General features: G+C 69.9%; 21 protein-coding genes. 10 read left to right on the top strand and 11 right to left on the bottom strand.

From position 1 onward, the window contains the following. Positions 1 to 93: 93 nt before the first annotated feature. The gene (locus AC07DI_RS00870) at positions 94 to 852 is read right to left on the bottom strand and encodes an SDR family oxidoreductase (protein WP_478901333.1); all 759 of its coding nucleotides are present in this window, start codon (positions 850 to 852) and stop codon (positions 94 to 96) included. 93 nt (positions 853 to 945) lie between these two features. On the opposite strand from AC07DI_RS00870, the gene AC07DI_RS00865 reads away from it, so the two are divergent. Together AC07DI_RS00865 and AC07DI_RS00860 are read left to right on the top strand one after the other, a co-directional pair. Further along, entirely contained in the window at positions 946 to 1,542 is a 597-nt protein-coding gene (locus tag AC07DI_RS00865; protein ID WP_478901332.1) for a TetR/AcrR family transcriptional regulator, read from the top strand. 380 nt (positions 1,543 to 1,922) lie between these two features. Further along, the gene (locus tag AC07DI_RS00860; protein WP_478901709.1) at positions 1,923 to 3,389 is read left to right on the top strand and encodes a sensor histidine kinase; all 1,467 of its coding nucleotides are present in this window, start codon (positions 1,923 to 1,925) and stop codon (positions 3,387 to 3,389) included. A gap of 216 nt (positions 3,390 to 3,605) precedes the next feature. Here AC07DI_RS00860 and AC07DI_RS00855 read toward each other — a convergent pair whose 3' ends face one another. Both AC07DI_RS00855 and AC07DI_RS00850 read right to left on the bottom strand, forming a co-directional pair. Further along, positions 3,606 to 3,863 (bottom strand): WhiB family transcriptional regulator, encoded by a 258-nt coding sequence (locus tag AC07DI_RS00855; RefSeq protein ID WP_016639615.1) that lies wholly within the window; start codon positions 3,861 to 3,863, stop codon positions 3,606 to 3,608. 316 nt (positions 3,864 to 4,179) lie between these two features. Continuing rightward, positions 4,180 to 5,148 carry a diacylglycerol/lipid kinase family protein gene (locus tag AC07DI_RS00850; protein ID WP_478901330.1) on the bottom strand — a complete coding sequence of 323 codons (969 nt, stop codon included), beginning with the start codon at positions 5,146 to 5,148 and terminating at the stop codon, positions 4,180 to 4,182. Positions 5,149 to 5,228: 80 nt separating this feature from the next. On the opposite strand from AC07DI_RS00850, the gene AC07DI_RS00845 reads away from it, so the two are divergent. Then, positions 5,229 to 5,687 (top strand): hypothetical protein, encoded by a 459-nt coding sequence (locus AC07DI_RS00845; RefSeq protein ID WP_478901329.1) that lies wholly within the window; start codon positions 5,229 to 5,231, stop codon positions 5,685 to 5,687. Between the two features lie 112 nt (positions 5,688 to 5,799). Here AC07DI_RS00845 and AC07DI_RS00840 read toward each other — a convergent pair whose 3' ends face one another. The 3 genes from AC07DI_RS00840 to AC07DI_RS00830 form a co-directional block, all read right to left on the bottom strand. Next, positions 5,800 to 6,831: an RNA polymerase sigma factor SigF gene (locus tag AC07DI_RS00840; RefSeq protein ID WP_478901328.1), complete on the bottom strand. Its 1,032-nt coding sequence runs from the start codon at positions 6,829 to 6,831 to the stop codon at positions 5,800 to 5,802. After that, positions 6,828 to 7,241 (bottom strand): ATP-binding protein, encoded by a 414-nt coding sequence (locus AC07DI_RS00835; protein ID WP_062782207.1) that lies wholly within the window; start codon positions 7,239 to 7,241, stop codon positions 6,828 to 6,830. The genes AC07DI_RS00840 and AC07DI_RS00835 overlap by 4 nt, the downstream gene beginning before the upstream one ends. Positions 7,242 to 7,487: 246 nt before the next feature. Then, on the bottom strand, positions 7,488 to 7,748 hold the full coding sequence (locus AC07DI_RS00830) for a UBP-type zinc finger domain-containing protein (RefSeq protein WP_384249175.1): 261 nt from the start codon (positions 7,746 to 7,748) through the stop codon (positions 7,488 to 7,490). 46 nt (positions 7,749 to 7,794) lie between these two features. Here AC07DI_RS00830 and AC07DI_RS00825 point away from each other — a divergent pair, with 46 nt between their 5' ends. Next, entirely contained in the window at positions 7,795 to 9,393 is a 1,599-nt protein-coding gene (locus AC07DI_RS00825) for a Na+/H+ antiporter (protein ID WP_478901326.1), read from the top strand. Between the two features lie 233 nt (positions 9,394 to 9,626). Here AC07DI_RS00825 and AC07DI_RS00820 read toward each other — a convergent pair whose 3' ends face one another. The 4 genes from AC07DI_RS00820 to AC07DI_RS00805 form a co-directional block, all read right to left on the bottom strand. Then, a complete protein-coding gene (locus AC07DI_RS00820; protein WP_478901324.1) occupies positions 9,627 to 10,541 on the bottom strand; it encodes a 1-aminocyclopropane-1-carboxylate deaminase/D-cysteine desulfhydrase in 915 nt (304 codons plus the stop codon). A 74-nt stretch (positions 10,542 to 10,615) separates the two neighbouring features. Next, entirely contained in the window at positions 10,616 to 11,206 is a 591-nt protein-coding gene (locus AC07DI_RS00815; RefSeq protein ID WP_384249167.1) for an N-acetylmuramoyl-L-alanine amidase, read from the bottom strand. A 139-nt stretch (positions 11,207 to 11,345) separates the two neighbouring features. Beyond that, positions 11,346 to 11,582 (bottom strand): hypothetical protein, encoded by a 237-nt coding sequence (locus tag AC07DI_RS00810; protein ID WP_478901322.1) that lies wholly within the window; start codon positions 11,580 to 11,582, stop codon positions 11,346 to 11,348. 128 nt (positions 11,583 to 11,710) lie between these two features. Next, complete coding sequence (locus AC07DI_RS00805; RefSeq protein ID WP_478901320.1) at positions 11,711 to 14,344, bottom strand: phosphatidylglycerol lysyltransferase domain-containing protein; 2,634 nt, start codon at positions 14,342 to 14,344, stop codon at positions 11,711 to 11,713. Between the two features lie 183 nt (positions 14,345 to 14,527). On the opposite strand from AC07DI_RS00805, the gene AC07DI_RS00800 reads away from it, so the two are divergent. The 5 genes from AC07DI_RS00800 to AC07DI_RS00780 all read left to right on the top strand — a co-directional run bounded on the left by AC07DI_RS00800 (position 14,528) and on the right by AC07DI_RS00780 (position 20,165). Further along, complete coding sequence (locus AC07DI_RS00800) at positions 14,528 to 15,934, top strand: family 2B encapsulin nanocompartment shell protein (protein WP_384249159.1); 1,407 nt, start codon at positions 14,528 to 14,530, stop codon at positions 15,932 to 15,934. 102 nt (positions 15,935 to 16,036) lie between these two features. Beyond that, on the top strand, positions 16,037 to 17,242 hold the full coding sequence (locus AC07DI_RS00795) for a family 2 encapsulin nanocompartment cargo protein polyprenyl transferase (RefSeq protein WP_478901318.1): 1,206 nt from the start codon (positions 16,037 to 16,039) through the stop codon (positions 17,240 to 17,242). 245 nt (positions 17,243 to 17,487) lie between these two features. Further along, positions 17,488 to 18,165: a GNAT family N-acetyltransferase gene (locus AC07DI_RS00790; protein WP_478901316.1), complete on the top strand. Its 678-nt coding sequence runs from the start codon at positions 17,488 to 17,490 to the stop codon at positions 18,163 to 18,165. Between the two features lie 264 nt (positions 18,166 to 18,429). Next, the gene (locus AC07DI_RS00785; RefSeq protein ID WP_478901315.1) at positions 18,430 to 19,281 is read left to right on the top strand and encodes a hypothetical protein; all 852 of its coding nucleotides are present in this window, start codon (positions 18,430 to 18,432) and stop codon (positions 19,279 to 19,281) included. A 251-nt stretch (positions 19,282 to 19,532) separates the two neighbouring features. Next, a complete protein-coding gene (locus tag AC07DI_RS00780) occupies positions 19,533 to 20,165 on the top strand; it encodes an HAD-IA family hydrolase (RefSeq protein ID WP_478901314.1) in 633 nt (210 codons plus the stop codon). Positions 20,166 to 20,214: 49 nt separating this feature from the next. Here AC07DI_RS00780 and AC07DI_RS00775 read toward each other — a convergent pair whose 3' ends face one another. Then, positions 20,215 to 21,123, bottom strand: a complete 909-nt coding sequence (locus AC07DI_RS00775; RefSeq protein WP_384249148.1) for an aminoglycoside phosphotransferase family protein — start codon at positions 21,121 to 21,123, stop codon at positions 20,215 to 20,217. Positions 21,124 to 21,275: 152 nt separating this feature from the next. Between AC07DI_RS00775 and AC07DI_RS00770 the strand changes: the two genes are divergently transcribed. Further along, positions 21,276 to 22,208, top strand: coding sequence for a sigma-70 family RNA polymerase sigma factor (locus tag AC07DI_RS00770; RefSeq protein ID WP_478901312.1), 933 nt, complete (start codon positions 21,276 to 21,278; stop codon positions 22,206 to 22,208). The last annotated feature ends 2 nt before the right edge of the window (positions 22,209 to 22,210 follow it).

The raw sequence follows: 22,210 nt of genomic DNA, 5'->3' as shown, positions 1-22,210 counted from the left end.
CCTCCGCCCGCCGGACGGCCCCGCCCTCCAGGCGGCCGGGTGGCCGGTCGGCGCGCGGCGCCCGTCCCCCCGGCCCTGCTGTCCGGCCCGCCGCTACAGCCCCAGCGCCGACCCTCCCGTCGCGTCGATGTACTGCCCGGTGATCCACCGTGCGTCGTCCGAGGCCACGAAGGCGACGATGTCCGCCACGTCGGCCGGCAGTCCTATGCGGTCGAAGGCCGAGTACCCCGCCATCTCCGCCCGTCGTTCCGCGGGAAGGCCCTCCAGCATCTCTGTCTGGATGATTCCCGGGGCCACCGCATTCACCGTGATTCCGCGCGGGCCCAGTTCCTGCGCGAGCGTATGGGTAAGGACGTTCACCGCGCCCTTCGTCATCGAGTACGCGATGGTGATCGGGAAGGCGATCCGGGTGACGCCGGAGGAGATGTTGATGATCCGGCCGCCGTCCCGCAGACGGTCGAGACCTTTCTGTACGACGAAGAACAGGGCCTTGGTGTTGACCGCGAACACCTTGTCGTACTCCGCCTCCTGTACCTCTCCCACATGGCCGTAGAGCCCGATGCCCGCGTTGTTCACCAGGATGTCCAGGCCGTCCGCGTGCCGGTCGAACTCGGCCCAGAGCGTCTCGGCGTCTCCCGGCACTCCCAGCTCCGCGCCGATCGCGAAGGCGGAGCCGCCCGCCTCCTCGATCGCGGTGACCGTCTCCTTCGCGGCCACCTCGTTGCTGCCGTAGTGCACGGCCACCCGCGCCCCGTCCCGTCCGAGCCGCTCGGCGATGCCGCGGCCGATCCCTCGGCTGCCGCCCGTGACCAGCGCCGTCTTCCCCGCAAGCCTGCCCGCAGATGCACCCATGCCGGACGCCCCCTCTTTCTCTAGTGGTCGCTACAAAAAGAACCGTACCCGAACCACCGCCGATTTACTAGCGCCCGCTATACAATTCACTCCATGGCGACGAAACAGCGAGGCCGCCCGCGCTCCTTCGACCGCGAGACGGCGCTGGAGCAGGCGATCCGGGCCTTCTGGGAGCACGGGTACGAGGGGACGTCCGTCTCGGACCTGACGCGCGTCATGGGAATCGGGGCGCCCAGCCTCTACGCCGCCTTCGGCGACAAGCGCCGCCTCTTCGACGAGGTCGTCGTGCGGTACGGCCACACGCACGGCTCCTTCGGTGGCCGCGCCTTCGAGGAGGAACCGACGGCGCGCGGCGCCGTCTCCCGGATGCTGCACGAAGCGGCGGCCGAGTTCACCGACCCGACCCGCCCCCGGGGCTGCCTCGTCATCTCCGCGGCGACCAACTGCACCACTCCGGAGGTGGAGGAGATGCTCCGTGAGCGGCGCAATGCCAACGTGGCGGACATCGAGTCCCGCGTCCGCGCTGCCGTCGCCGCGGGGGAGCTGCCCGGCGACACCGACCCCGGCGCCCTCGCCCGCTATACGGCGGCGGTCTTCCAGGGGATGTCGCAGCAGGCCAGGGACGGCGCCACCAGGGAGGACCTGGAAGCGGTGGCCGACCTCGCGATGCGGGCGTGGCCGCAGGTGTGACCGCGGACGCGAGCGCCGGAGATCGGGTGCCGCCCGTCAGGGGCGGAGTCGGGGGAACTGTCGGAGAATGTGACGGCGAAAGTCCCGGCGAAAGAGACGACAACAAACATCCGCCGACGCATAGACATGGGAGAATGGTCTAGTCCACAATGCGTGGGTAAAGCCTCCGCTCTTCCCGCACAGGAGAGCGGAACGAGGAGCCGGCGCTCTCTGCCCTGACCGCGTCGGACCCTCTCGATCGGCTGTTCAGTACCGCACATTCTGGCGGCCGATGCACCTGAAGGGCTGCGGTGCCGTGGGCGGGCTGAGGGTCCCGCCCCTGGCGCCGCGGCTCGTCGGGGCCGCCGGACGTGAAAGGTACGCTCGCACACGTGCCCTCCATGAACGACCTCGTACGCCAGCACACCGCCCTCGGTGACTCCGACCTCGAGTGGCTGCACCTGCTGGTCTCGGAGTGGCAGCTGCTCTCCGACCTCTCCTTCGCCGACCTGGTGCTCTGGGTCCCCACGCGCGACGGAACCCGCTACGTATCCGTGGCGCAGATGCGGCCCAACACCGGCCCGACCTCCTACCAGGACGACATGGTCGGCCACCTCGTGCCGCGCGGTCGCCGCCCCCTCCTCGACGCCGCCCTGGACGAGGGCCGCATCGTGCGTGAGGGCGACCCGGAGTGGCGCGAGGAGGTCCCGGTGCGCGTCGAGTCCATTCCCGTACGCAGGGAAGGGCGCGTCCTGGGAGTCATCGCCCGCAATACCAACCTGCTGACCGTGCGCACGCCGTCGCGGCTGGAGCTCACCTACCTCCAGTCGGCGTCCGACCTCGCACAGATGATCGCCGCGGGATCGTTCCCCTTCCAGGGGCAGCAGGTCGACATGGACGCCTCCCCGCGCGTGGGTGATGGTCTGGTGCGCCTCGACGCCGAGGGTGTCGTGCAGTACGCGTCGCCGAACGCGCTCTCCGCGTACCACCGTCTCGGCCTCGCGTCCGATCTCGTAGGCCACCACCTGGGCACGGCGACGGCCGAACTCGCGCCGTCCCGCGGCCCGGTGGACGAGGCGCTGGCCAAACTCGCCAGTGGCTGGGCACCGCGCGAGTTCGAGATCGAGGGCGGTGACGGCGTGATCCAGCTGCGCGCGATCCCGCTCAAGCCCAAGGGGCCCCGCATCGGATCGCTCGTCCTCCTGCGTGACGTCACCGAACTGCGCCGCCGCGAGCGGGAGTTGATCACGAAGGACGCCACCATCCGGGAGATCCACCACCGGGTGAAGAACAACCTCCAGACAGTCGCCGCGCTGCTGCGGCTGCAGGCCCGTCGCATCGACTCCACCACCGGCCGTGAGGCGCTCGAGGAGGCCGTGCGCCGCGTGGGCTCCATCGCCATCGTCCACGAGACGCTCTCCCAGAACCTGGACGAGCGCGTGGAGTTCGACGAGATCGCCGACCGGGTGCTCGCGATGGTCGCCGAGATCTCGCCCGGCAAGGTCGCGGGCCGGCGCACCGGCCGTTTCGGAATTCTCGACGCGGAGGTCGCGACGCCGCTGTCGATGGTGCTGACGGAGATTCTGCAGAACGCCCTGGAGCACGGTTTCCGGGAAGGGGACACCGGCACGGTCGAGGTGTCGGCGGTGCGCGGCGGCACCGCCAAGGACACACGGCTGCTGATCACCGTCCAGGACGACGGCGTCGGGCTGCCCGACGGCTTCGATCCGCACCGCTCGGGCAATCTCGGCCTGCAGATCGTCCGCACACTGGTCGAAGGTGAGCTGGGCGGCACTTTCGACATGGTTCCCGCTCCCGAGCGTGGCACACGGGTGATCCTCGACATTCCGGTTCGCGCCGACAAGTGACAGCGGATACGTAGCAGCGGCAAACAGTCGGCGACCGGCCGGGCGAGAGCCGGCCGCGGCACAGAAGAAAGCAGTGAGCCCCGGACCGATTGGTCCGGGGCTCACTGCTCACGTTGCGATGCGCATCGGGGGTACTGCGCGGCTGCGGCTCGGGGGCGGGAGTTGCGTACTCGCTGTACGCGCCGCCAAGCTCAGGCTCGTGGGGGGGCGTGAACGTCAGGCGCTGGCCTGGCGAGCACGGTTGCGAGCGGCGCGGCGCTTCATTGCACGACGCTCGTCCTCGCTGAGGCCACCCCAGACGCCGGAGTCCTGGCCGGACTCGAGCGCCCACTGCAGGCACTGCTCCATGACGGGGCAGCGGCGGCAGACGGCCTTGGCTTCCTCGATCTGCAGCAGCGCAGGACCGGTGTTGCCGATGGGGAAGAAGAGCTCGGGGTCTTCCTCGCGGCAAACGGCGTTGTGACGCCAGTCCATGGCTGCTACCTCTCCTTGGTATTACATGCAGATTGCTTGTGAATGTGAACGCTTTCACGAATCCCCCCGCACGGGAAGGGCCGACGCCCAGTTGCCTGGTGTGGACCTGTGGTGGAGGAGGGGTTCTGGCTCTCTGTGGGGCCGATGTTGCGGGCCGTCCCGATCGCCATGTAGAGATTCGCAAACCTCGGCGGCGGATACAACCCCTTCCGGAAAGTTTTTTTTGATTCCTCAGTGTCGGCTGGGTCACAGCCGTACTTCTATGGGGTGGACCCTGGCCTAAACGTTCGAGTGAAAGGACTTTAGGCCCTTCTACTCACACAATCACACGCAGTGCACGGCGTACGCCTGTGAACGTCACGCTCGTCCGCAGTCCCAAGTGGTCGCCGTCCATCTGGAGGGGCAGGGGCACCTTGGATTGCAAGGTGAAGTCCGTGAGGTCGTGGAGCGTAACCGCGTGCTTACCGTGCGGTCCGCGTTCGGGCGTCGACGTCAGGAGCTGGGTGCCGTAACGGGCCACCGCGGCCGTGGAGAGCTTCTTCAGGCCCAGCACGTCCAGACCTGTGTCGAAGGAGGCCTGCGGGGACGCGTACAGCGGACGATTGCCCAGGTAGGAGTAGGGGGAGGTGTTGCAGACTATCGACATCACCAGGTCGGTCACCGGGTCCTCGCCGGACCGCTCGAGGGTGATCATTCCGTGCCTGCGGTGCGGCTCGTCGAGGAACTGGCGGAGCACCTGTCGCACATAGAGGGCATGCGTCGAACGCCGGCCGAGCTCGCGCTGCTGTTCGACCCTGCCGACCACGCCGCCGTCGAAGCCGAGTCCCGCACAGAACGTGAACCAGCGCGAGGGCACGGCCTCGTCCTCCGTGCCCGGCGTGCCGCCCGCGATACCGAGCCCCACCGTGCGCTCGCTGCCCTCGCGCAGGGCGTCCAGCAGGGCGCCGGTGGCCTCCACGGCGTCGTTCGGCAGCCCAAGGGCGCGCGCGAAGACGTTGGTGGAGCCGCCGGGGACGACGGCGAGGCGGGGGAGGCGGTCCGGATCGGGGCCGTGGTGCAGCAGGCCGTTGACGACTTCGTTGACGGTGCCGTCGCCGCCGAGGGCGACGATGAGCTCGATGTCCTTGCTCTCCGCGGCCTGCCGGCCGAGGTCTCTGGCGTGCCCGCGGTACTCCGTGGTGACCGCGTCGAGCTTCATCTCGCTCGCCAGGGCGTGGACCAGCACATCACGCGTACGCGCACTGGTGGTGGTTGCCGCCGGGTTGACCACGAGAAGTGCACGCATGCGCAGCAGACTACCTAGCCGTCTTTACCCGGCCTAGACCGAGGTGCCGCGGCGCGGGCACCCGGAGCTACCCTGCTCGGGTGAGTACTGAGCGGAAATCCACCCCCGAAACCCCGGAGTCGCCCGAGCCCGGCCCGCGACCCGCACGGGTGACCGCCGCCGCGGCCCTGGTCGCGCTGGAGGGTCTTGCCCTTCTCGCCGGGGGCGTCTACATGCTCGCGATGGGCCTCGCGGGATCGCCCGACGATCCGCGGCAGGCCGAGACGGGGGGCATCACGCTCATCGTCCTCGCACTGCTTCCGCTGCTCGCCGCGCGCGGGCTGATGAAGCTGCGCCGCTGGAGCCGCGGGCCCGCGATCATCACGCAGATCATGGCGCTTCCGGTGGCCTGGCAGCTGCTGCAGGCCGACAGCGCGGCGATCCCGGCCGGCATCGCCCTCGCGCTCGCGGCCGTGGCCTCGCTCGTCCTCCTGATCAATCCCGCCACGACCGAGGCCCTCGGTATCCAGGACCCCGGCAACGTTCAAGATCAGAAGTAACGTTCAGGATCAGAAGTAGCGGGTACGCGGCAGTGACCGTGGAAATTGGCTACGAGGAGTGACTCCGGTGAGTGATCACGCAAAGTCACGACCTGGTGATCACACGCAGTGACTACTCCTCGACCAGCAGCTTCTCGCGCAGTTGCGCGAGCGTGCGCGCCAGCAGCCGGGAGACGTGCATCTGGGAGATGCCGACCTCCTGCGCGATCTGCGACTGGGTCATGTTGCCGAAGAAGCGCAGCAGCAGGATGCGTTTCTCGCGCGGGGGCAGGTCCTCCAGGAGGGGCTTGAGCGACTCGCGGTACTCGACGCCCTCAAGGGCCTCGTCCTCGGCGCCCAGGGTGTCCGCGACGGCCGGGGACTCGTCGTCCGTGTCGGGGACGTCCAAGGACAGCGTGGAGTAGGCGTTGGCCGACTCCAGGCCCTCCAGTACCTCCTCCTCGGAGATGGCCAGCTTCTCGGCCAGCTCGTGCACGGTGGGGGAGCGGCCGTGCAGCTGGGACAGCTCGGCCGTCGCCGTCGTCAACGACAGGCGCAGCTCCTGGAGGCGCCGCGGAACGCGGACCGCCCACCCCTTGTCGCGGAAGTGCCGCTTGATCTCGCCGACGACCGTCGGTGTCGCGTACGTGGAGAACTCCACGCCGCGCTCCGGGTCGAAGCGGTCCACGGACTTGATCAGGCCGATCGTGGCGACCTGGGTGAGGTCGTCGAGGGGCTCGCCGCGGTTGCGGAAGCGGCGGGCCAGGTGCTCGACGAGCGGCAGGTGCATGCGGACCAGCTTGTTGCGCAGCTCCGCGTACTCCGGACTGCCGTCCTGCAGGGAGCGCAACTCGATGAACATCGCGCGTGCGCCGCTGCGGTCCTGTGGATCGTGCCGGCTGTGCTCGTGCTCGCTCATGTTTCCCACCCGTCGCCCGCCGCCCCGGCCGGAGAGCTGCTTGAGCTCGTCCTTGGCGGTCGGCTCTGCCTGCTCCGACACATCGGCCACCTTCAGCGGAACCAACTGATCCGGTTCCTCCGGGTGCGGTTTGGCCTGCTGCTCGGGGATTCCGGTGGTCATGCGGCGCGCCCCCTCCCTGCCGCCGGCGGGTAGACCTTGTGTGCCGCGCTCGTCGTTCCGCACCGGCCCGTCCCCGTTCCTCACGCCGGCCCGGGTCCCGCGCCGCGCTTCTTGTAGAGGCTGATCGAGACGGTGTTGTCCTCGGCGACGGCGGAGTCGACCTGGCCCGCGAGGGCCGACAGCACAGTCCAGGCGAAGGTGTCCCGCTCCGGGGCCCGGCCGTCGGTCGTGGGTGCCGAGACCGTCACCTCCAACGAGTCGTCGACGAGGCGGAAGACGCAGCTGAGCACGGAGCCCGGCACGGCCTGCTGGAGCAGGATCGCGCAGGCCTCGTCGACCGCGATGCGGAGGTCCTCGATCTCGTCGAGAGTGAAGTCCAAGCGCGCCGCGAGGCCGGCCGTCGCCGTCCGCAGCACAGACAGGTAGGCACCCGCAGCCGGAAGACGGACTTCCACGAAGTCCTGATTCCCGGGCTCGCCTGCGATCTGGGACACCCTCACCTCCAAGGTGGTACAAGCACTTTCGGGGCTCCGGGGCCACCGTCCAACGGCGGTCCGGACTGCGTCACACGGGTAACGCACCACTTCTTTCTGCGGTGACGCTACCGCGCTCCCCAGTTCCGTGTCCCGGGGACCCCGCTCGATGCTGTCACTCATAGTAAGCCTATGAGTACGGACAGTGGCTAGGGGTCGCGCAGGCCCAATTGGAAAGAACGGGCGCCGGGTTGACGTACCCAGTCGTCAGACGATCGAACCGTCCACGAAACACCAGCGCCAGCTCTCGCCCGGCTCGAAGGTCCTCATCACAGGGTGTGAGGTTTCCTTGAAATGTGCCGTCGCGTGCTGGAAGGGCGAGGAGTCGCAGCAGCCGACATGACCGCACTCCAGACACAGCCGCAGCTGGACCGGATGGCTGCCGGCCGCCTGGCACTCGAGACACGTTCCGCTCAGCGGGGGCACCTCGGGGTGCGGCAGGGCGGCGACGTGCGGGCACTCGTTCATGATTGCCAGGTTACGACGGGAACCCGTAGGGCGGAGAGGTCTGCGCATGGATGTACTGCCCCTTGTGGCACTGATCGCGGCGAGCGCCATGGTGGCGGGGGCCGCGCGCAGGACCCCCGTGCCGGCGCCGCTGCTCCTGGTCGGGGTGGGGCTCATCGCCTCGTACGTCCCCGGGGTGCCCGACTACCACCTCGACCCGCACATCGTGCTGCCGCTGATCCTGCCCCCGCTGCTGCACACGGCCGCCCTGGAGAGCTCCTATCTGGACCTGCGCGCCAACATCAGGCCCGTCGCCCTGCTCTCGGTCGGGTACGTCCTGTTCGCCACGCTCGCCGTCGGCTGGCTGGCGTATCTGCTCATCCCCGACCTGCCGCTGACCGCCGCGCTCGTCCTCGGCGCCGTGATCGCACCCCCTGACGCCGTCGCAGCCACCGCCATCGCGCGCCGGGTGGGCCTCCCCTCGCGGATCACCACGATCCTGCAGGGCGAGTCCCTGGTGAACGACGCGACCGCGATCACGGCCTACAAGGTGGCCCTCGCCGCGGCGGTCGGCGAAGGCGCGAGCTGGTCGGGCGGTGTCCGGGAGTTCCTGCTCGCGGCCGTCGGCGGAGTCGGTGTCGGGCTGCTCCTCATGGTGCCGATCCACTGGCTGCGCACCCACTTGAGGGAGGCGATGCTGCAGAACACCCTGTCGCTGCTCATCCCCTTCGTCGCGTACGCCGCCGCGGAACAGGTCGGTGCCTCCGGAGTGCTCGCCGTGGTCGTGGTCGCCCTCTACCTGGGGCACCGCTCCTGGCAGGTCGACTTCGAGACGCGGCTGCAGGAGGCCGCGGTGTGGAAGGTGGTCGCGTTCATCCTGGAGTCGGCGGTCTTCGCGCTCATCGGCCTGCAACTGCCCGTCGTGCTCAAGGGGCTCGGCGAGTACAGCGTGGCGCAGGCGGCCTGGTACGCGGTCGGTGTCTTCGTCTTCGTCGTGGTGGCACGCTTCGTGTGGTCGTACCCGGCGACCTATCTGCCGCGCGGACTGTCGGCCCGGATCAGGGAGCACGAGGACGACCTGGACTGGCGCAGACCGCTGATCGTCAGCTGGGCCGGGATGCGGGGCGTGGTCTCGCTGGCCATCGCCTTCTCGATCCCGCTCGTCACGGACGACGGGGAGCCGTTCCCGGCGCGCAACCTTGTCCTGTTTCTGACGTTCACAACGGTGATCGGCACGCTCGTCGTGCAAGGCCTGTCGCTGCCGTGGCTGATCCGTGTCCTGAAACTGCCGGGCCGTGACGCGCAGGCGCAGACGCTCGCGGAGGCGCAGGCGCAGAACGCCGCCTCAGAGGCCGCGGAGGCGCGGGTGGAGGAACTCATGCGGGAGGAGCGCAATCGGCTGCCACAGCCCCTCCAGGACCGCCTGCGCACCGTTCTCGAACGCCGCCGCAACTCCGTGTGGGAGCGGCTCGGCCAAGCCAACCCGGTGACGGGGGAGTCCGCGGACGACACCTATCGCCGGCTGGCGCGCGAGGCGATCGCCGCGGAGCGCGAGGTGTTCGTGAGGATGCGGGACGAGCGGCGCATCGACGACGAGATGATGCGGACGCTGCTGCGCAAGCTGGACCTGGAGGAGGCTGCCGCCCACCGGGAGGTCGAGGACTGAGGCGGCCCGGCCTCCGGCGGGCGCCGCCGCGGAGCCTTCAGAGCCTGTGTCATATCCCCGGTCGGATCAGTGGGCGTCGTCTGGTGCGTGCGATCGCAAGGCGCCGGGAAGTCCTCGGTGGGGGTCCCCCCGGGCCGTTCAGGCCTGGGGGAGGAGCTACTAGGGCTTTTCGGCAACGCGGCGAGCGTGCGTGCCAGGCGGCGACCACCCGGCCGGGGATATGACACAGGCTCTCAGGGGGTGCCGGTGATGACCGCCGTGAGACGGGTGCCGGGCGGGAAGGCGCCCTCTTCGGAGAGTGCGCTCAGGGCGTACAGGAGCTTGGCGACGTAGAGCCGCTCCACAGAGAGGCCGGTCGTGTGGCCGTGGCGGGCCTCGAAGTCCTCGGCGAAGGCGATGAGTTCGGGCGGGGTGCGGGCGTAGCCGCCGCAGTGGAAGCGTTCGTCCAGGCGCCAGTTGGCGGTCGGCTCGCCGAAGGTCCGCCGCTGCAGGGCCGCTATGCCGGCGTCCAGGAAACCGCCCTTGAGGACGGGTATGCCCAGGGCCTGCCGGTCCGGGCCGAGCCCGGCGGCCAGGCCCGCGAGGGTGCCGCCGGTGCCGCATGCCACGGCCGCCACGTCGGTGTGCTCGCGCAGCTCCTCACCGAGCGCCGTGCAGCCCCGTACGGCAAGGGAGTTGCTGCCGCCCTCGGGGATCACATACGCGTCCTGGGCGTGTGTCGCGCGCAGGAGTGCCGCCAGGGTGTCCGGCTCGGTCTTCTGCCGGTACGTCGTCCGGTCGACGAAGTGCAGGCGCATGCCGTCGGCCGCGCAGCGCGTCAGGGACGGATTCAGGGGGCGCCCGGCGAGCTCGTCGCCGCGTACGACGCCGATCGTCGAGAAGCCCAGGAGGCGGCCCGCGGCGGCGGTGGCGCGCAGGTGGTTGGAGTAGGCGCCACCGAAGGTGAGGAGGGTGTCGTGCCCCGCGTCGGCCGCCGCGCGCAGGTTCAGGACGAGTTTGCGGAACTTGTTGCCCGGCAGGTCCGGGTGGATCAGGTCATCGCGCTTGAGCAGCAGGCGGACGCCGCGCCGGGCGAAGCGCTCGTCCTCCACGCGCTGCAGCGGGGACGGCAGTCGGGGGCGCAGGCCGGCGGGCGGGTCGGGACACACCCCGTCATTGTCTCCCGTGGCGTGCCGTACGGCAGGGGAGCCCTGTGCCGGGGCTCCCCGGGCGTCCCTCGGAACTACTTGAGGCGTTCTTCGATGCGCTTGCGCATCCAGTCCATCGTGAAGCCGCGCGGGTCGATCTTGCCCGGCTGCCACTCCAGGTGGCCGATCACCGAGCGTTCCGTCCAGCCGTGGTGGCGGCAGACGGCGGCCGAGACCTTCTCGATCGCCTCCAGCTGCTCGTCGGGCCAGGGGTCCTCGCCGTCGCCGAGATTTTCGCACTCGAAGCCGTAGAAGTGGCGGTTGCCGTCGGTGTTCGCCTCGTTGTCCGGAGGCAGCCGCTTCTCGGCGATGACGGCGCGGAGCACGTCGTCGTCGCCGAGGCCCGCGTGGTTGGCGCGGCCGTAGCCGACGAGGTGGACGCGGCCGTCCTTGGTGATGACGCCGTGGCAGAGCGGCCCGGGGAGCGCGGGGGAGCCTTCACGGCAGATCTCCACGGTGCGCTCGCTGCCCGAGGTCACGGTGTGGTGGATCACCACGCCGTGCACGGGGCCCCAGGGGCCCTTGTGGTTGCGGTTGTGGTGCTCCCAGTCGCCGACTTCGACGACGGTCACGCCTTCGTCTCGCAAGATGTCCAGAAACCTGCCCGCGGACATGGGTGGGGACATGGCGGCCTTCTTCGCAGGGCGCGACGGCCGCCTGTCGCGGGCCGCCTCGTACGCCCTGCTTGTACCGGAACTCCGGCGGTGTCACCAGCTGTTCGGTAGCGGCCCGGGGCCTGTTCGGGCGCTGTGCGAGCCGATCCGGTCAGTTGCCCCGCAGGAACCCGTCGCCGTTCGTCGCGATGTGGGTCTCCAGGGCGGTCAGCGCCTGCTGGGTGTCCTGGGGCGAGCCGGTGCCCCGACGCTCCGCGTAGTACGCGGCGCCGAGCTTCTTCAGGAGGGCGTCGCCCGCGCGCTTCTCCTGCACCTCGTCGATCTTCTGCTTGCCCTGGGTGAGGCCCCGCTGGGCCTGCTCTTTGGCGCGATCCAGGAAGCCTGCCATTGCCTTCTCCTGCCGGTTGGTACGAAGGGTGCGGATGGTACGGATCCCGCGAGGGGTACAACGGTCGTGCGGAGCCTTGAGTTCCCGGACCTGGTCGCCGGGCCTTGTCAGGGGCGCGTGGTCCGCGTCTAGGCGGTCAGTCTGCGCATGAGGCGCACTCCCTGGGCCGGCTTCATGTGCGGCAGGTACGCCTTGCCGATCGCCCGTGTGATGTTGGGCAGGGCCGCCGGGTCCCGGTAGCACATGTACAGGGGCCGGTACTCGGGCTGGAACTTCGCCTTGAAGTTGAGCAGGGAACGGAAACCGTAGACCGGCTCCAGGGTGCGGCCCGCGTAGTCCAGCAGGCGTTGCAGAGCGGCGGGCGGCTTCGCGGTGTCGGAGCGGGCCAGCGGTGCTCCGGAGAGGCTGAGGAACTGCGCGCCCTCCTCCTTGAAGCCGAGCGCGGCGGACGCGATCAGGAACTCCATCGAGCCGCGGAACCCGTCGGAGCGGCGCCGCATGAAGTCCAGGGTCCAGCCCACGGGCGGGGCCGACGGGCTGCCGGCGGCCTCCCCGGTTTCCTCGACTGTGGTGTTTCCGGCGTCTCCGAAGACAGGCATCCAGCTCGTGATGCCATGCACCGTGCGGCCCTCGTCGACCGCGAGCAGGCAGCGCACATGGGGGTCGTCGAGCTCGTCGAGGCCGCCGAGCGTGAAGCCCATCTCCGGAAGGCCCTTGTCCGCCACCCACTCCTCGGAGATCGAGCGGATCTGGTCGGTGAGGGCGAGGGGAGCCTCCGGGAACGTGTGCCACTCCGCGGTGATGCCCTCCTTCCTGGCCTTGTTCATGGCCGTGCGGACGTCCTGCCACTTCTTGCCGGTGAAGGCCAGCTGCGGCAACGGCACGACGGTGTCCTCGGCGACCTGTACCGAGCTCCAGCCCAGCGCATCCGTACGGGCCCTGACATCGGCCGTCACGCTGTAGAAGCACGGTGTCCAGCCGCGCCGGTCGCAGTACGCGGCGAAACCGCCGATCGCCTCCCCGCGCGCGGACGGCACCCCGAAGGGGCCACCCGTCGTGAGTGCGACCGTGGAGTGCACGCGGTAGGCCACAGCGGCCCGGCCGTCCGCCGAGAACCAGTAGTGGTTGCCCGGCCACGTCGTCAGATACGAGAGCGTGGAGCCCCCGTGCGCGGCGAGCAGCGCACGCGCGCGCGTGGCCGCGTCGGGGTCGGCGTGCAGGAGTGGCCGCCGGAACGCCATGAAGAGAGCGATCAGGGTGACCACCCAGAACAGCATTCCGCAGTACTCGTACAGGGACAGCGCCGTGCCGCCGACCGGGACGGGGGCCCGGCCGCGGAAGAAGAACGGTTCGTAGCTGGGCGGCAGGAACTGTGCGGGGATGCCCGCGATCAGCTTCGAGAACGTCGCGGTGGGCGTGAACTGGTCACGCACCGCGTAACCGATACCCACGTATGCCAGGCAGGACAGCAGAAACGTGCCGCCTGCGGCCCCCGCGAGCCACCCCACGGTGGTGCGCGAAAGGCGCTGGTCGAAGAGGTGCCGGGCGAAGAGGAGCAGCACCAGGACCAGCAGCGGAAGCATCATCTGCTCGATGACCGACTGGATCATCGCGGCCTTCCGGTCGGACAGGTCGCTGCCCTCCAGGACGTACCGGTCCGGATGTGAGACGACGTCGCTCAGCAGATACGCCATGAGCCCCAGCCACACCATCTGAGCGGCCACGGTGATCCGCCAGGACGGCCGCAGCCCGCGACGAAGCCCCTCGGCGAGTACGAGCAGCAGCAAGGGGATGGCGATCCCCATGAGCATCGCGGGGGACCCGTAGAAGTGGTCCTGGGCGTGGACGCGGGCGCAGCCCGTACTGCCCGCCCGGACGCAGGCGTCCGCGATCTCCTGGGGGCCCGGACCTCCGGAGACGTACAGATCGAGGACGTTGAACGGGCCGTAGGAGTCCTTGTAGAGCGTGGCGATGAGCGGGCCGACGGCGGAGGCGGCCACCACGAGGGCCACCAGGACCCGGCCCTCGGAGTGGGAGGCGTGCGGCATCCGCAGGCGGTGCGTGTGCCGGTGGGCGAGCACGCCGAGCCCCAGACCCACGACCACGCCGCCCAGCCGCAGCACCCCTTGGAGATGACCGACGTACAGCGCGAGCATCAGCGGGAACACGATCAGGCACAGCTGGAGCCTGCGCCGCCACAGGGCGTTGAGCCGGAAGCTGAGGAAGGCGCCGACGGCACAGGCGCCGATTCCGGGCGTTGCCGTCAGCTTGTGCGACAGGTCGCTCAGCCAGTCCTCACCGGCCAGCGCGCACAGCTTGACGACGCCGATGCCGAGCAGTGAGCCGAGCACCTGGCCGAGGACCAATACGAAGGCGGTACGCACGGAGCCCATACGCTGCTCGGCCGCGGAGCCCACGAGGAGCAACAGCAGCGTGGAGCCGATGTAGTTGCCGATTCCCGGACACCAGAGCATCGAGGTGAGCGGGGTCCACCAGCGGCCGTCGGCGAGTGCGGGCACGCCCACGCCGACATCGTTCAGGAGCGTGGTGGAGGGCCCGGAACCGAGGCTTGCGGTGAGGGCGCCCACGGCCCACAGCGCCACGACCATGAACACGGTGACCGGAGCGCGGCGTACCGGTTCGAGTGCCCGGCCGGCGGCGTGCAGCCAGCGCACCGGACCGTGCTCGCCCGGCGGTGCGAGCGGAGCCGCCGGGGCCGGCTCCTGCGCACCGGCGTCGGCGGAGGCCTCGGGGGTCGTCATCCCCCGAGCCCATCAGGCTACCCGGCCCGGCACACCCCCAGCTGCGCCGAATGGGTGGAAACGCCCTTCCTGCCCCGCCGGAGCCTGATCCATTCCCGCTCTTTTGTGTAATGGCGCGGGCACGCTTCGTGCTGGAAGGCTGGGGTGACCAGATCACCGCAGGTATCCGGGAGGGCAAAGCCAATGTCGGTAGGCGAAGAGATCCGTACTGAGTCGGAGAAGCCGCAGCAGAGTCTCGGCACATCCGCCGCGCGGAATCTGGCCACCACCACCAAATCCGCGCCACAGATGCAGGAGATCAGCTCCCGCTGGCTGCTGCGGATGTTGCCCTGGGTCCAGGTGCAGGGCGGCACGTACCGGGTGAACCGCAGGTTGAGCTACTCGGTCGGCGACGGCCGGGTGACCTTCGTGAAGACGGCCGACCGCGTACAGGTCATCCCGGCCGAGCTCGGTGAGCTGCCGGTGCTCCGGTCCTTCGACGACCAGGAGGTGCTGGGGGAGCTGGCGCAGCGGTGTCAGCAGCGGGAGTTCGCCGCCGGGGAGGTCCTGACCTCCTTCGGCAGCCCGGCGAACGAAGTGTTCCTGCTCGCGCACGGCCGCGTGGAGAAGATCGGCTCGGGGCCGTACGGGGACGACACGGTGCTCGAGACGCTCGCCGACGGCTCCTACTTCGGCGAACAGGCACTCACCGACTCCGAAACCATCTGGGAATACACCGTGCGCGCGGTCACCGCGTGCACCGTCCTCACCCTGCCCCGCCAGGACCTCGAACAGGTCGCGGAGCGAAGCGAATCGCTGCGCGGCCACCTCCAGCGGCTGCGGTCCATCCCGGCCCAGCGCACCAACGAGTTCGGCGAGGCGTCCATCGACCTGTCGGCGGGCCACGTCGGTGAGGCCGTCCTCCCGGGCACCTTCGTGGACTACGAATCGTCGCCGCGTGAGTACGAACTGAGCGTCGCGCAGACCGTGCTGCGCATCCACACCCGCGTGGCCGACCTCTACAACCAGCCCATGAACCAGACGGAACACCAGCTGCGGCTGACCGTCGAAGCGCTCAAGGAGCGCCAGGAGCACGAGCTGATCAACCACCGCGAGTTCGGCCTCCTGAACAACTGCGAGTACGACCAGCGGATCCAGCCCCACGACGGCGTCCCCGGCCCCGACGACCTGGACGAACTGCTCAGCCGAAGGCGCGGATCCAAGCTCTTCCTCGCCCACCCGCGCGCGATCGCCGCGTTCGGCCGCGAACTCAACAAGAGGGGACTCGTCCCCGAGACCATCGATGTGGGAGGCAACAGGATTCCCACCTGGCGTGGGGTGCCGATCTTCCCGTGCAACAAGATCCCGATCACCGACACCCGTACGACCTCCATCATCTGCATGCGTACAGGAGAGGAGGAACAGGGTGTCGTCGGCCTGCGCCAGACCGGCATCCCGGACGAGATCGAACCGAGCCTTTCGGTGCGGTTCATGGGCATCAACGAACAGGCGATCATCTCGTACCTGGTGTCGACGTACTACTCCGCGGCAGTGCTCGTACCCGATGCGCTCGGCGTCCTGGAGAACGTCCAGATCGGACGCTGGGAGTGAACCAGCGGCCGTGTCTGCGGGTGCGGCGCGGGGTACGCCCCCTCCGTACGCGCCCACAGGTCGAGGAACCGCCACCGTCCGCATCCTTCACGGGGTGAGTCCATGACCCACACGACGACGGACACCGCGACAGGCACCGCGACGGGCACCGCGGCAGACAAGGCAGTGACACCGGCGGGTGGGACGGCACGGGTCCCGGGGCCGGGAACCGGCCTCGAACCCTGCGAGGGGAACGAGGCCGCGGAGATCCTGGCCTCGGCACGGACCCACGTCGATCCGGAGCTGCGCAGGGCGATCGACTCGCTGCCCGAATCGTTGCGCCGGATCGCGCTCTACCACTTCGGGTGGGAGCACGCGGACGGCACACCGGCCTCGGGGAACGCGGGCAAGGCGATCAGGCCGGCGCTCGTGCTCACCGCGGTACGGGCGCTCGGTGGGGAGCCCGCCGTGGCTGTACGGGCGGCGGCAGCCGTGGAGTTGATCCACAACTTCACGCTCCTGCACGACGACGTGATGGACCGCGACACCACACGCAGGCACCGGCCCACCGTGTGGACCGTGTTCGGCGAGGCCGGCGCGATCCTCACCGGCGACGCCATGCAGGCACTGGCGCAGCGGCTGATAGCCGAAGACCCTCACCCGGGGGCGTCGGTGGCGGCAGCCCGCCTCGCCGCCTGCGTCGAGGAGCTCTGCGCGGGCCAGCTGGCGGACTGCGCACTGGAGGACCGCAGCCCGGACGAGGTCACGCTGGAGGAGTGCCTGGCCATGGCCGAGGCCAAGACCGGGGCACTGCTCGGCTGCGCCTGTGCGCTCGGGGCGGTGTATGCGGGGGCGGGGGCGGAGGAGGCCGACGCGTTGGACGGGTTCGGCCGGGAGGCAGGGCTCGCTTTCCAGCTCATCGACGACGTCATCGGTATCTGGGGCGACCCCGGACGCACCGGCAAGCCCGCGGGCGCCGATCTCGCGGCCCGGAAGAAGTCCCTGCCGGTCGTCGCGGCCCTGGCGTCGGGCACGCCGGCCGCCGCGGAACTGGCCGAGCTGTACGGGAGGTTGCCCGGCAAGGCAGGGGCGGGAAACGGCGCCTCGGGGGGCGACACATCGGGGGGCGACAAGGCGGAAGGAGTTCTGGAGTATGCGGCACGTGCGGCCCGCGCGGTGGAGAGCGCGGGCGGTCGTGACTGGGCACAGGTGCACGCGGCCGACCGGATGTCCCGGGCGGTGGGCCAGCTCGCCAGGGCGGTCCCGGACCCGGAGTCGGCAGGGGGTCTGTTGGCACTCGCCGAGTTCGTGACGCGGCGTACGCACTGAAGGGGCGGGGGCGGGGCGGGGACCGTAGAGGGGAGGCGAGGGAGGGAGGAAGTTCGCAGGGGGGCGGGAGGAGGCGTCGGCTGGAGACGGGTGAGAGGAGACCAAAGGGGGGGAGGAGGTGGAGTCGCGGGGGGCCTTCCCGGTGCACGGGGGTGATCACTTACGCTGCAACCGGCGTGGCCGGGACGAGAGTTGAGGGCCGGTGTGCGCGTGGTCGGAAGCGGGCGAGTGGTTGGGGACGGGCTGTGGGTGTGGCGATACGGAGAGCCGGGGAGGGCGACCGGGAGGACGTGGTGCGGCTGCTCGATACGGCGTTCATGCAGGACCCGGTGAGCAGCTGGATCTTCCCCGAGGAGGGGCACCGCCTGCGCACGCACAGAGGGCTGATGCGGGCCTTCTTCCACATCGCGCTCAGCGAGGGATATGTCGACGTCACCGAGGACGGCTCGGCCGTGGCGCTGTGGTGGTCCGTGTCGGCGGGGGCGCTTGAGAGTGATGGAGAAGGACCGGGGGACGTCGGAGGTGATGGAGGTGCCGGAGAGGATGGAGGTGATCGAGGGAGTGTTGAGGACGGGCCCGCGTGGCTGCGGCAGGTCGTGGATCCCGGTAATGAACGCCTGGAGCTGGTCGGGCGGTTGACGGAAGCGATTCATCCGAACGACAGGGCGCACGAATACCTGCACCTCATAGCCGTGCATCCGGATCGGCAGGGCGAAGGGCTCGGTACAGCACTCGTAACCGGTGTGCTCGAACGCTGCGATCGCGAGGGGCGACACGCCTATCTGGAGGCGAGCAACACGCGTAGCCGCGACCTGTACGCACGACTCGGATTCAGCTTCATGGGCACGACGCTCGATCTGCCGGACGGCCCACGGATGTGGCCCATGTGGCGTGAGCCGAGGGTGGCCGGGGCGTCGGGCTGACGGGTGAGGAGACATTCCAGTCGGGCGCCCGCTGTTCCGTGGCCCGACCGGTAAGGTCCCACGGATCGTTGGTGTCGGCCGTTTGGGGAGCACGTGTTGAGAGCACGATGGGGTGTACTCGCCGTGGCGGGCGCGGTGTTGGCGGGCTGTGGCACCGGAGCGGGTGGCGGTGCCGGTGGCGGTGGCGGTGTCGATTCCGAAGTCGGTGGAGGTGCTGGGTCGGGTGACTCCGGATCCGTGCCGGGGGACGCGCGGGGAGTCGGTGTGCCGCGCGTGAAGAGTGTGCGTGATCTGCCGGAACTGCCGCTTGATTACTACGAGTTCACCAGTCGGGACAACAGGCGCATCGGGCAGGCGCGGCAGCGGGTGGCGCGGCGGTGTATGCGGTCCTTCGGGTTCGCAGACTTCCCGCTCGATCCCAAACCGCAGGTCAGTGGGGGAAGGAGCACCGTCGCGTTGGCGATGACCACGGTGGCCCCGTACGGGATGCTCAATCTCGACCATGTCCGCCGGTGGGGCTATGGCGTCGATCCGGATCGTGTGAGAGACGTGAAGGTGCAGACGCGGCCGAAGGGGCGGGCGCTGACGCAGGAGGAGTACGAGGTGCTGTATGACCTCGGTGAGGGGCGCGGCGGCCATTCCGAGGTGAACGGACGCAAGGTCCCCAAGGGTGGCTGCGCTGCTGAGGCCATGCGGCGGATCATGGGGGACGCGGCCGCGTCTGCGCGGCTCTGGGGGTACGTGCAGGGGCGTACGCAGGAGATCGGCAAAGCGGTCACCAAGGACCGGCGGATGCGGGGAGCCTTCGGTGACTGGTCGCGCTGTGTGGTGGACAAGGGCTTCAAACGGTACGAGAACCCGAAGCAGGCCTACCTGGACAAGGCTTGGCGCAAGGGGCGGACGGACGGCAGTACCAGTCGTACGAAGCGGGAACTGGGCACGGCTGTCGCCGATGTGGAGTGCAACCGGAAGCTGAATACGGCCGGAGTGTGGTGGGCCGTCAGCAACGAGAAGCAGCGTGAGGATCTACGTCGCCAAAAGTCCCGGTACGCGGCTGTGCGCAAGGAGCAGGAGCGCGTACGTGCCAAGGTTCGTGACGCGCTCGGCGAGGACTGAGAGCGGACACACGCGCCCAAGCCTCGGCTCACGTCCAGACCCCCCAGACTCCTCGGCTCATGCCCGGCCCCCGGACCCCCGGACCCCCAGACTCCTCGGCTCACGCCCGGCCCCCGGACCCGCGGACCCCCGGCTCACGCCCAGCCCCGGCCCATGCCCACGCCCACGCCCAGGCCGCGCCCCCGTCCGCGCCTGAGCACCGCACCGGACGCTCCGCAAGGTCGCCCTGGGGCACGTGATAGACACGTGTGATGACGATCTGCGGACGGGCGTTCGATGTCGTACTGAGTGATCTCGACGGGGTGATCCGCTTCTACGACATGACGGAGCTGGAGGAGCTGGAGCGCTCGGCCGGTCTGGCGCGGGGCAGCACGGCCGAGGTGGCCTTCCGGCCCGAGACCGACATGCCGTTGATGCGTGGTGAGATCACCAAGGAGCGGTGGGTCGAGTCGATCGCGGACGGGCTCGCCGACCGGGTGTCGTGGGCGCGCGGGTATGAGCTCGGGATGACGCTGGCGCAGGCCAAGTTCCGGGCCGATGAGGTGGTCGTGGGGTTGCTCAGGCAGGTCCGCGCGGCCGGGGTGCCCGTCCTGCTCGTCACGAACGCGACTCCGTGGCTCGTCGCCGACGACCTCGCTCAGCTGGGTCTGACCGGCCCGGACGGGTTCCTGCACGACGTGATCAGCAGCGCCGACATCGGCATCACCAAACCGGACCGCCGCATGTACGAGGCGGCGGCGGAGCGGGCCGGTGCCGCCCCGGACCGTTGCCTCTTCGTGGACGACCGGCAGGAGAACGTGAAGGCCGCCGTCGCGCTCGGGATGACCGGTCTGCTCTACCGCGAACCGGCCGACCTGCGAACGGCGCTGGCCCCGCTGATCTGACCGGTGCACACGCCGCCCGCCCGGCCCATCCCGCCCATCCCGCCCACCTCTACGTACGCGCGTACTCCGCGAAGTCGTCGAGCACCGCGTTCAGGTGTCGCAGGGCCGCTGTCACCCGCGCGGGGACGGCGAAGAACGGGTCGTCGGGCACCGGCAACGATCCGGCGAGTGCCAGGCCGCGGGCGCGGGCCCACGTCGCGTCATCCATGTCGACCGCCGCGCGGAACGCCTCGCGCGCCTCGGCGGGCAGGAACATCCAGGTGGGGATCAGATCGCAGGCCGGGTCGCCGACGGCGAGCGTGCCGAAGTCGATGACGGCGCTCAGGTGGCCGTCGACGGCGAGGAGATTGCCGGTCGCGAGGTCTCCGTGCAGCCACACCGGATCGCGGTCCCACGCGGGCGCCGCCAGAGCCGCCTCCCAGACCGCCGTGACGGCGTCCGTGTCGACGATGCCGGCCAGTTTCGTGATCTTGGACCGTACGAGGGAGTCGGCGGCCAGTGCGTCACATTCGGTGCCCACGCGCTCGCCGCGGAAGGCGTTGCTCAGGTCCGGGGCGGGGCCGCCGGTGGCGTCGATCTTGTGCAACGCCCGGACGAACCCGGCCAGCTCATGCGCCGCGCGTACCGGGTCGGCGAGTCCTTCGGTCGTCGCGGCCTCGCCGTCCAGCCAGCGGTAGACCGACCAGGGGAAGGGGTAACCCTGTCCGGGGCGGCCCGCGGCGATCGGTGTCGAGACGGTGAGCGGCAGCTGTGGGGCCAGCCATGGAAGCCACCGCTGCTCGCGCTCGACCTGCCCGGTCCATCGGGGATACCGGGGCAGTCGTACGGACATGTCGTCACCGAGCCGGAACGTCGCGTTGTCCATGCCGGGCAGCGGTACCGACGCCACGGGCAGTCCGGCCCACTGCGGGAACTGCTCGGCGAGCAGGCGGCGGACGAGGTCGGCGTCGATCTTCACGTACAACTCCTGTGGTGGTGGACGGGCTTGGGTGGGCGGGGCCCTGGGCGGAGCTCACGCGCGGGTGATCATTACTGTTCTCCTCGGTTGTCACGTTTGTGTGGGGTGGGTCCGTCATACCTATGACGGACCGCGAGGGGAGAAAGTGACAGATGGACGAGAACGGATCCGCGCAAGTCGCGCTCGCGGCAAGGTTCGAGGAGCACAGGCCCCGGCTGAACGCGGTCGCCTACCGCATGCTCGGCTCGCTGAGCGACTCCGAGGACGCGGTGCAGGAGGCGTGGTTCCGGCTGAGCCGCACCGAGGACGGCCCGGGGCCGGGGGAGGTGCAGAACCTGGGCGGCTGGCTGACCACCGTCGTCGGCCGCATCTGCCTCGACCAGTTGCGCTCGCGGCAGTCCCGGCGCGAGGACTCCCTGGACGCCTCACTCCAGATCTTCGGCGAGACGCACATTCCGGACCCGGTCGTGAGGCGCCTGGACACCGTCGACCCCGAGCAGGAGGTGCTGCTCGCCGACTCGGTGGGCCTCGCGCTCCTCGTCGTACTCGACACGCTGGCGCCCGCCGAGCGGCTCGCGTTCGTGCTGCACGACATGTTCGCCGTGCCCTTCGACGAGATCGCGCCCATCGTGGAGCGTTCGACGGCGGCGACGCGACAGCTGGCAAGCCGGGCGCGCCGCCGCGTGCAGGGTTCCACACCGGCCGCCGAGACCGATGTGGCCAAGCAGCGCGAGGTCGTCGAGGCCTGGCTGGCCGCCACGCGCGCCGGCGACTTCGACGCGCTGCTCGAACTCCTCGACCCGGACGTCGTGCTGCGTGCGGACACCGGCGAGCTGTCCTCGGGCCTGTCGAAGGTGGTCCGGGGCGCCGCCGCGGTGGTCGGGCAGGCGAAGATGTTCGCGCGGGTCGCCGCCGACCAGCATCTCGTGCTGATCAACGGCCTGCCCGGCATGGTCGGGATGCCCGGCGGCGAGGCGGTCGCGCTGGGAGCCTTCACGGTGGTGGACGGCAGGATCGCGGAGATCAACATCATCGCGGACATCGCGCGGCTGAAGCGGCTCAACCTTCCTGCGGTGGGCGCCTGATC

The sequence above is a fragment of the Streptomyces sp. NPDC044106 genome (assembly GCF_056433985.1).
The sequence above is the reverse complement of the archived record's forward strand: the minus strand, read 5'-3'. Positions and strand labels throughout refer to the sequence as shown.

Bases quoted from the DNA above. Each gene is read 5' to 3' on its own strand.
- AC07DI_RS00870 (WP_478901333.1), bottom strand. From the start codon at position 852: ATGGGTGCATCTGCGGGCAGGCTTGCGGGGAAGACGGCGCTGGTCACG.
- AC07DI_RS00860 (WP_478901709.1), top strand. From the start codon at position 1,923: ATGAACGACCTCGTACGCCAGCACACCGCCCTCGGTGACTCCGACCTC.
- AC07DI_RS00780 (WP_478901314.1), top strand. From the start codon at position 19,533: ATGACGATCTGCGGACGGGCGTTCGATGTCGTACTGAGTGATCTCGAC.
- AC07DI_RS00795 (WP_478901318.1), top strand. From the start codon at position 16,037: ATGACCCACACGACGACGGACACCGCGACAGGCACCGCGACGGGCACC.
- AC07DI_RS00865 (WP_478901332.1), top strand. From the start codon at position 946: ATGGCGACGAAACAGCGAGGCCGCCCGCGCTCCTTCGACCGCGAGACG.
- AC07DI_RS00830 (WP_384249175.1), bottom strand. From the start codon at position 7,748: ATGAACGAGTGCCCGCACGTCGCCGCCCTGCCGCACCCCGAGGTGCCC.
- AC07DI_RS00825 (WP_478901326.1), top strand. From the start codon at position 7,795: ATGGATGTACTGCCCCTTGTGGCACTGATCGCGGCGAGCGCCATGGTG.
- AC07DI_RS00810 (WP_478901322.1), bottom strand. From the start codon at position 11,582: ATGGCAGGCTTCCTGGATCGCGCCAAAGAGCAGGCCCAGCGGGGCCTC.
- AC07DI_RS00815 (WP_384249167.1), bottom strand. From the start codon at position 11,206: ATGTCCCCACCCATGTCCGCGGGCAGGTTTCTGGACATCTTGCGAGAC.
- AC07DI_RS00805 (WP_478901320.1), bottom strand. From the start codon at position 14,344: ATGACGACCCCCGAGGCCTCCGCCGACGCCGGTGCGCAGGAGCCGGCC.
- AC07DI_RS00855 (WP_016639615.1), bottom strand. From the start codon at position 3,863: ATGGACTGGCGTCACAACGCCGTTTGCCGCGAGGAAGACCCCGAGCTC.
- AC07DI_RS00770 (WP_478901312.1), top strand. From the start codon at position 21,276: ATGGACGAGAACGGATCCGCGCAAGTCGCGCTCGCGGCAAGGTTCGAG.
- AC07DI_RS00800 (WP_384249159.1), top strand. From the start codon at position 14,528: ATGTCGGTAGGCGAAGAGATCCGTACTGAGTCGGAGAAGCCGCAGCAG.
- AC07DI_RS00850 (WP_478901330.1), bottom strand. From the start codon at position 5,148: ATGCGTGCACTTCTCGTGGTCAACCCGGCGGCAACCACCACCAGTGCG.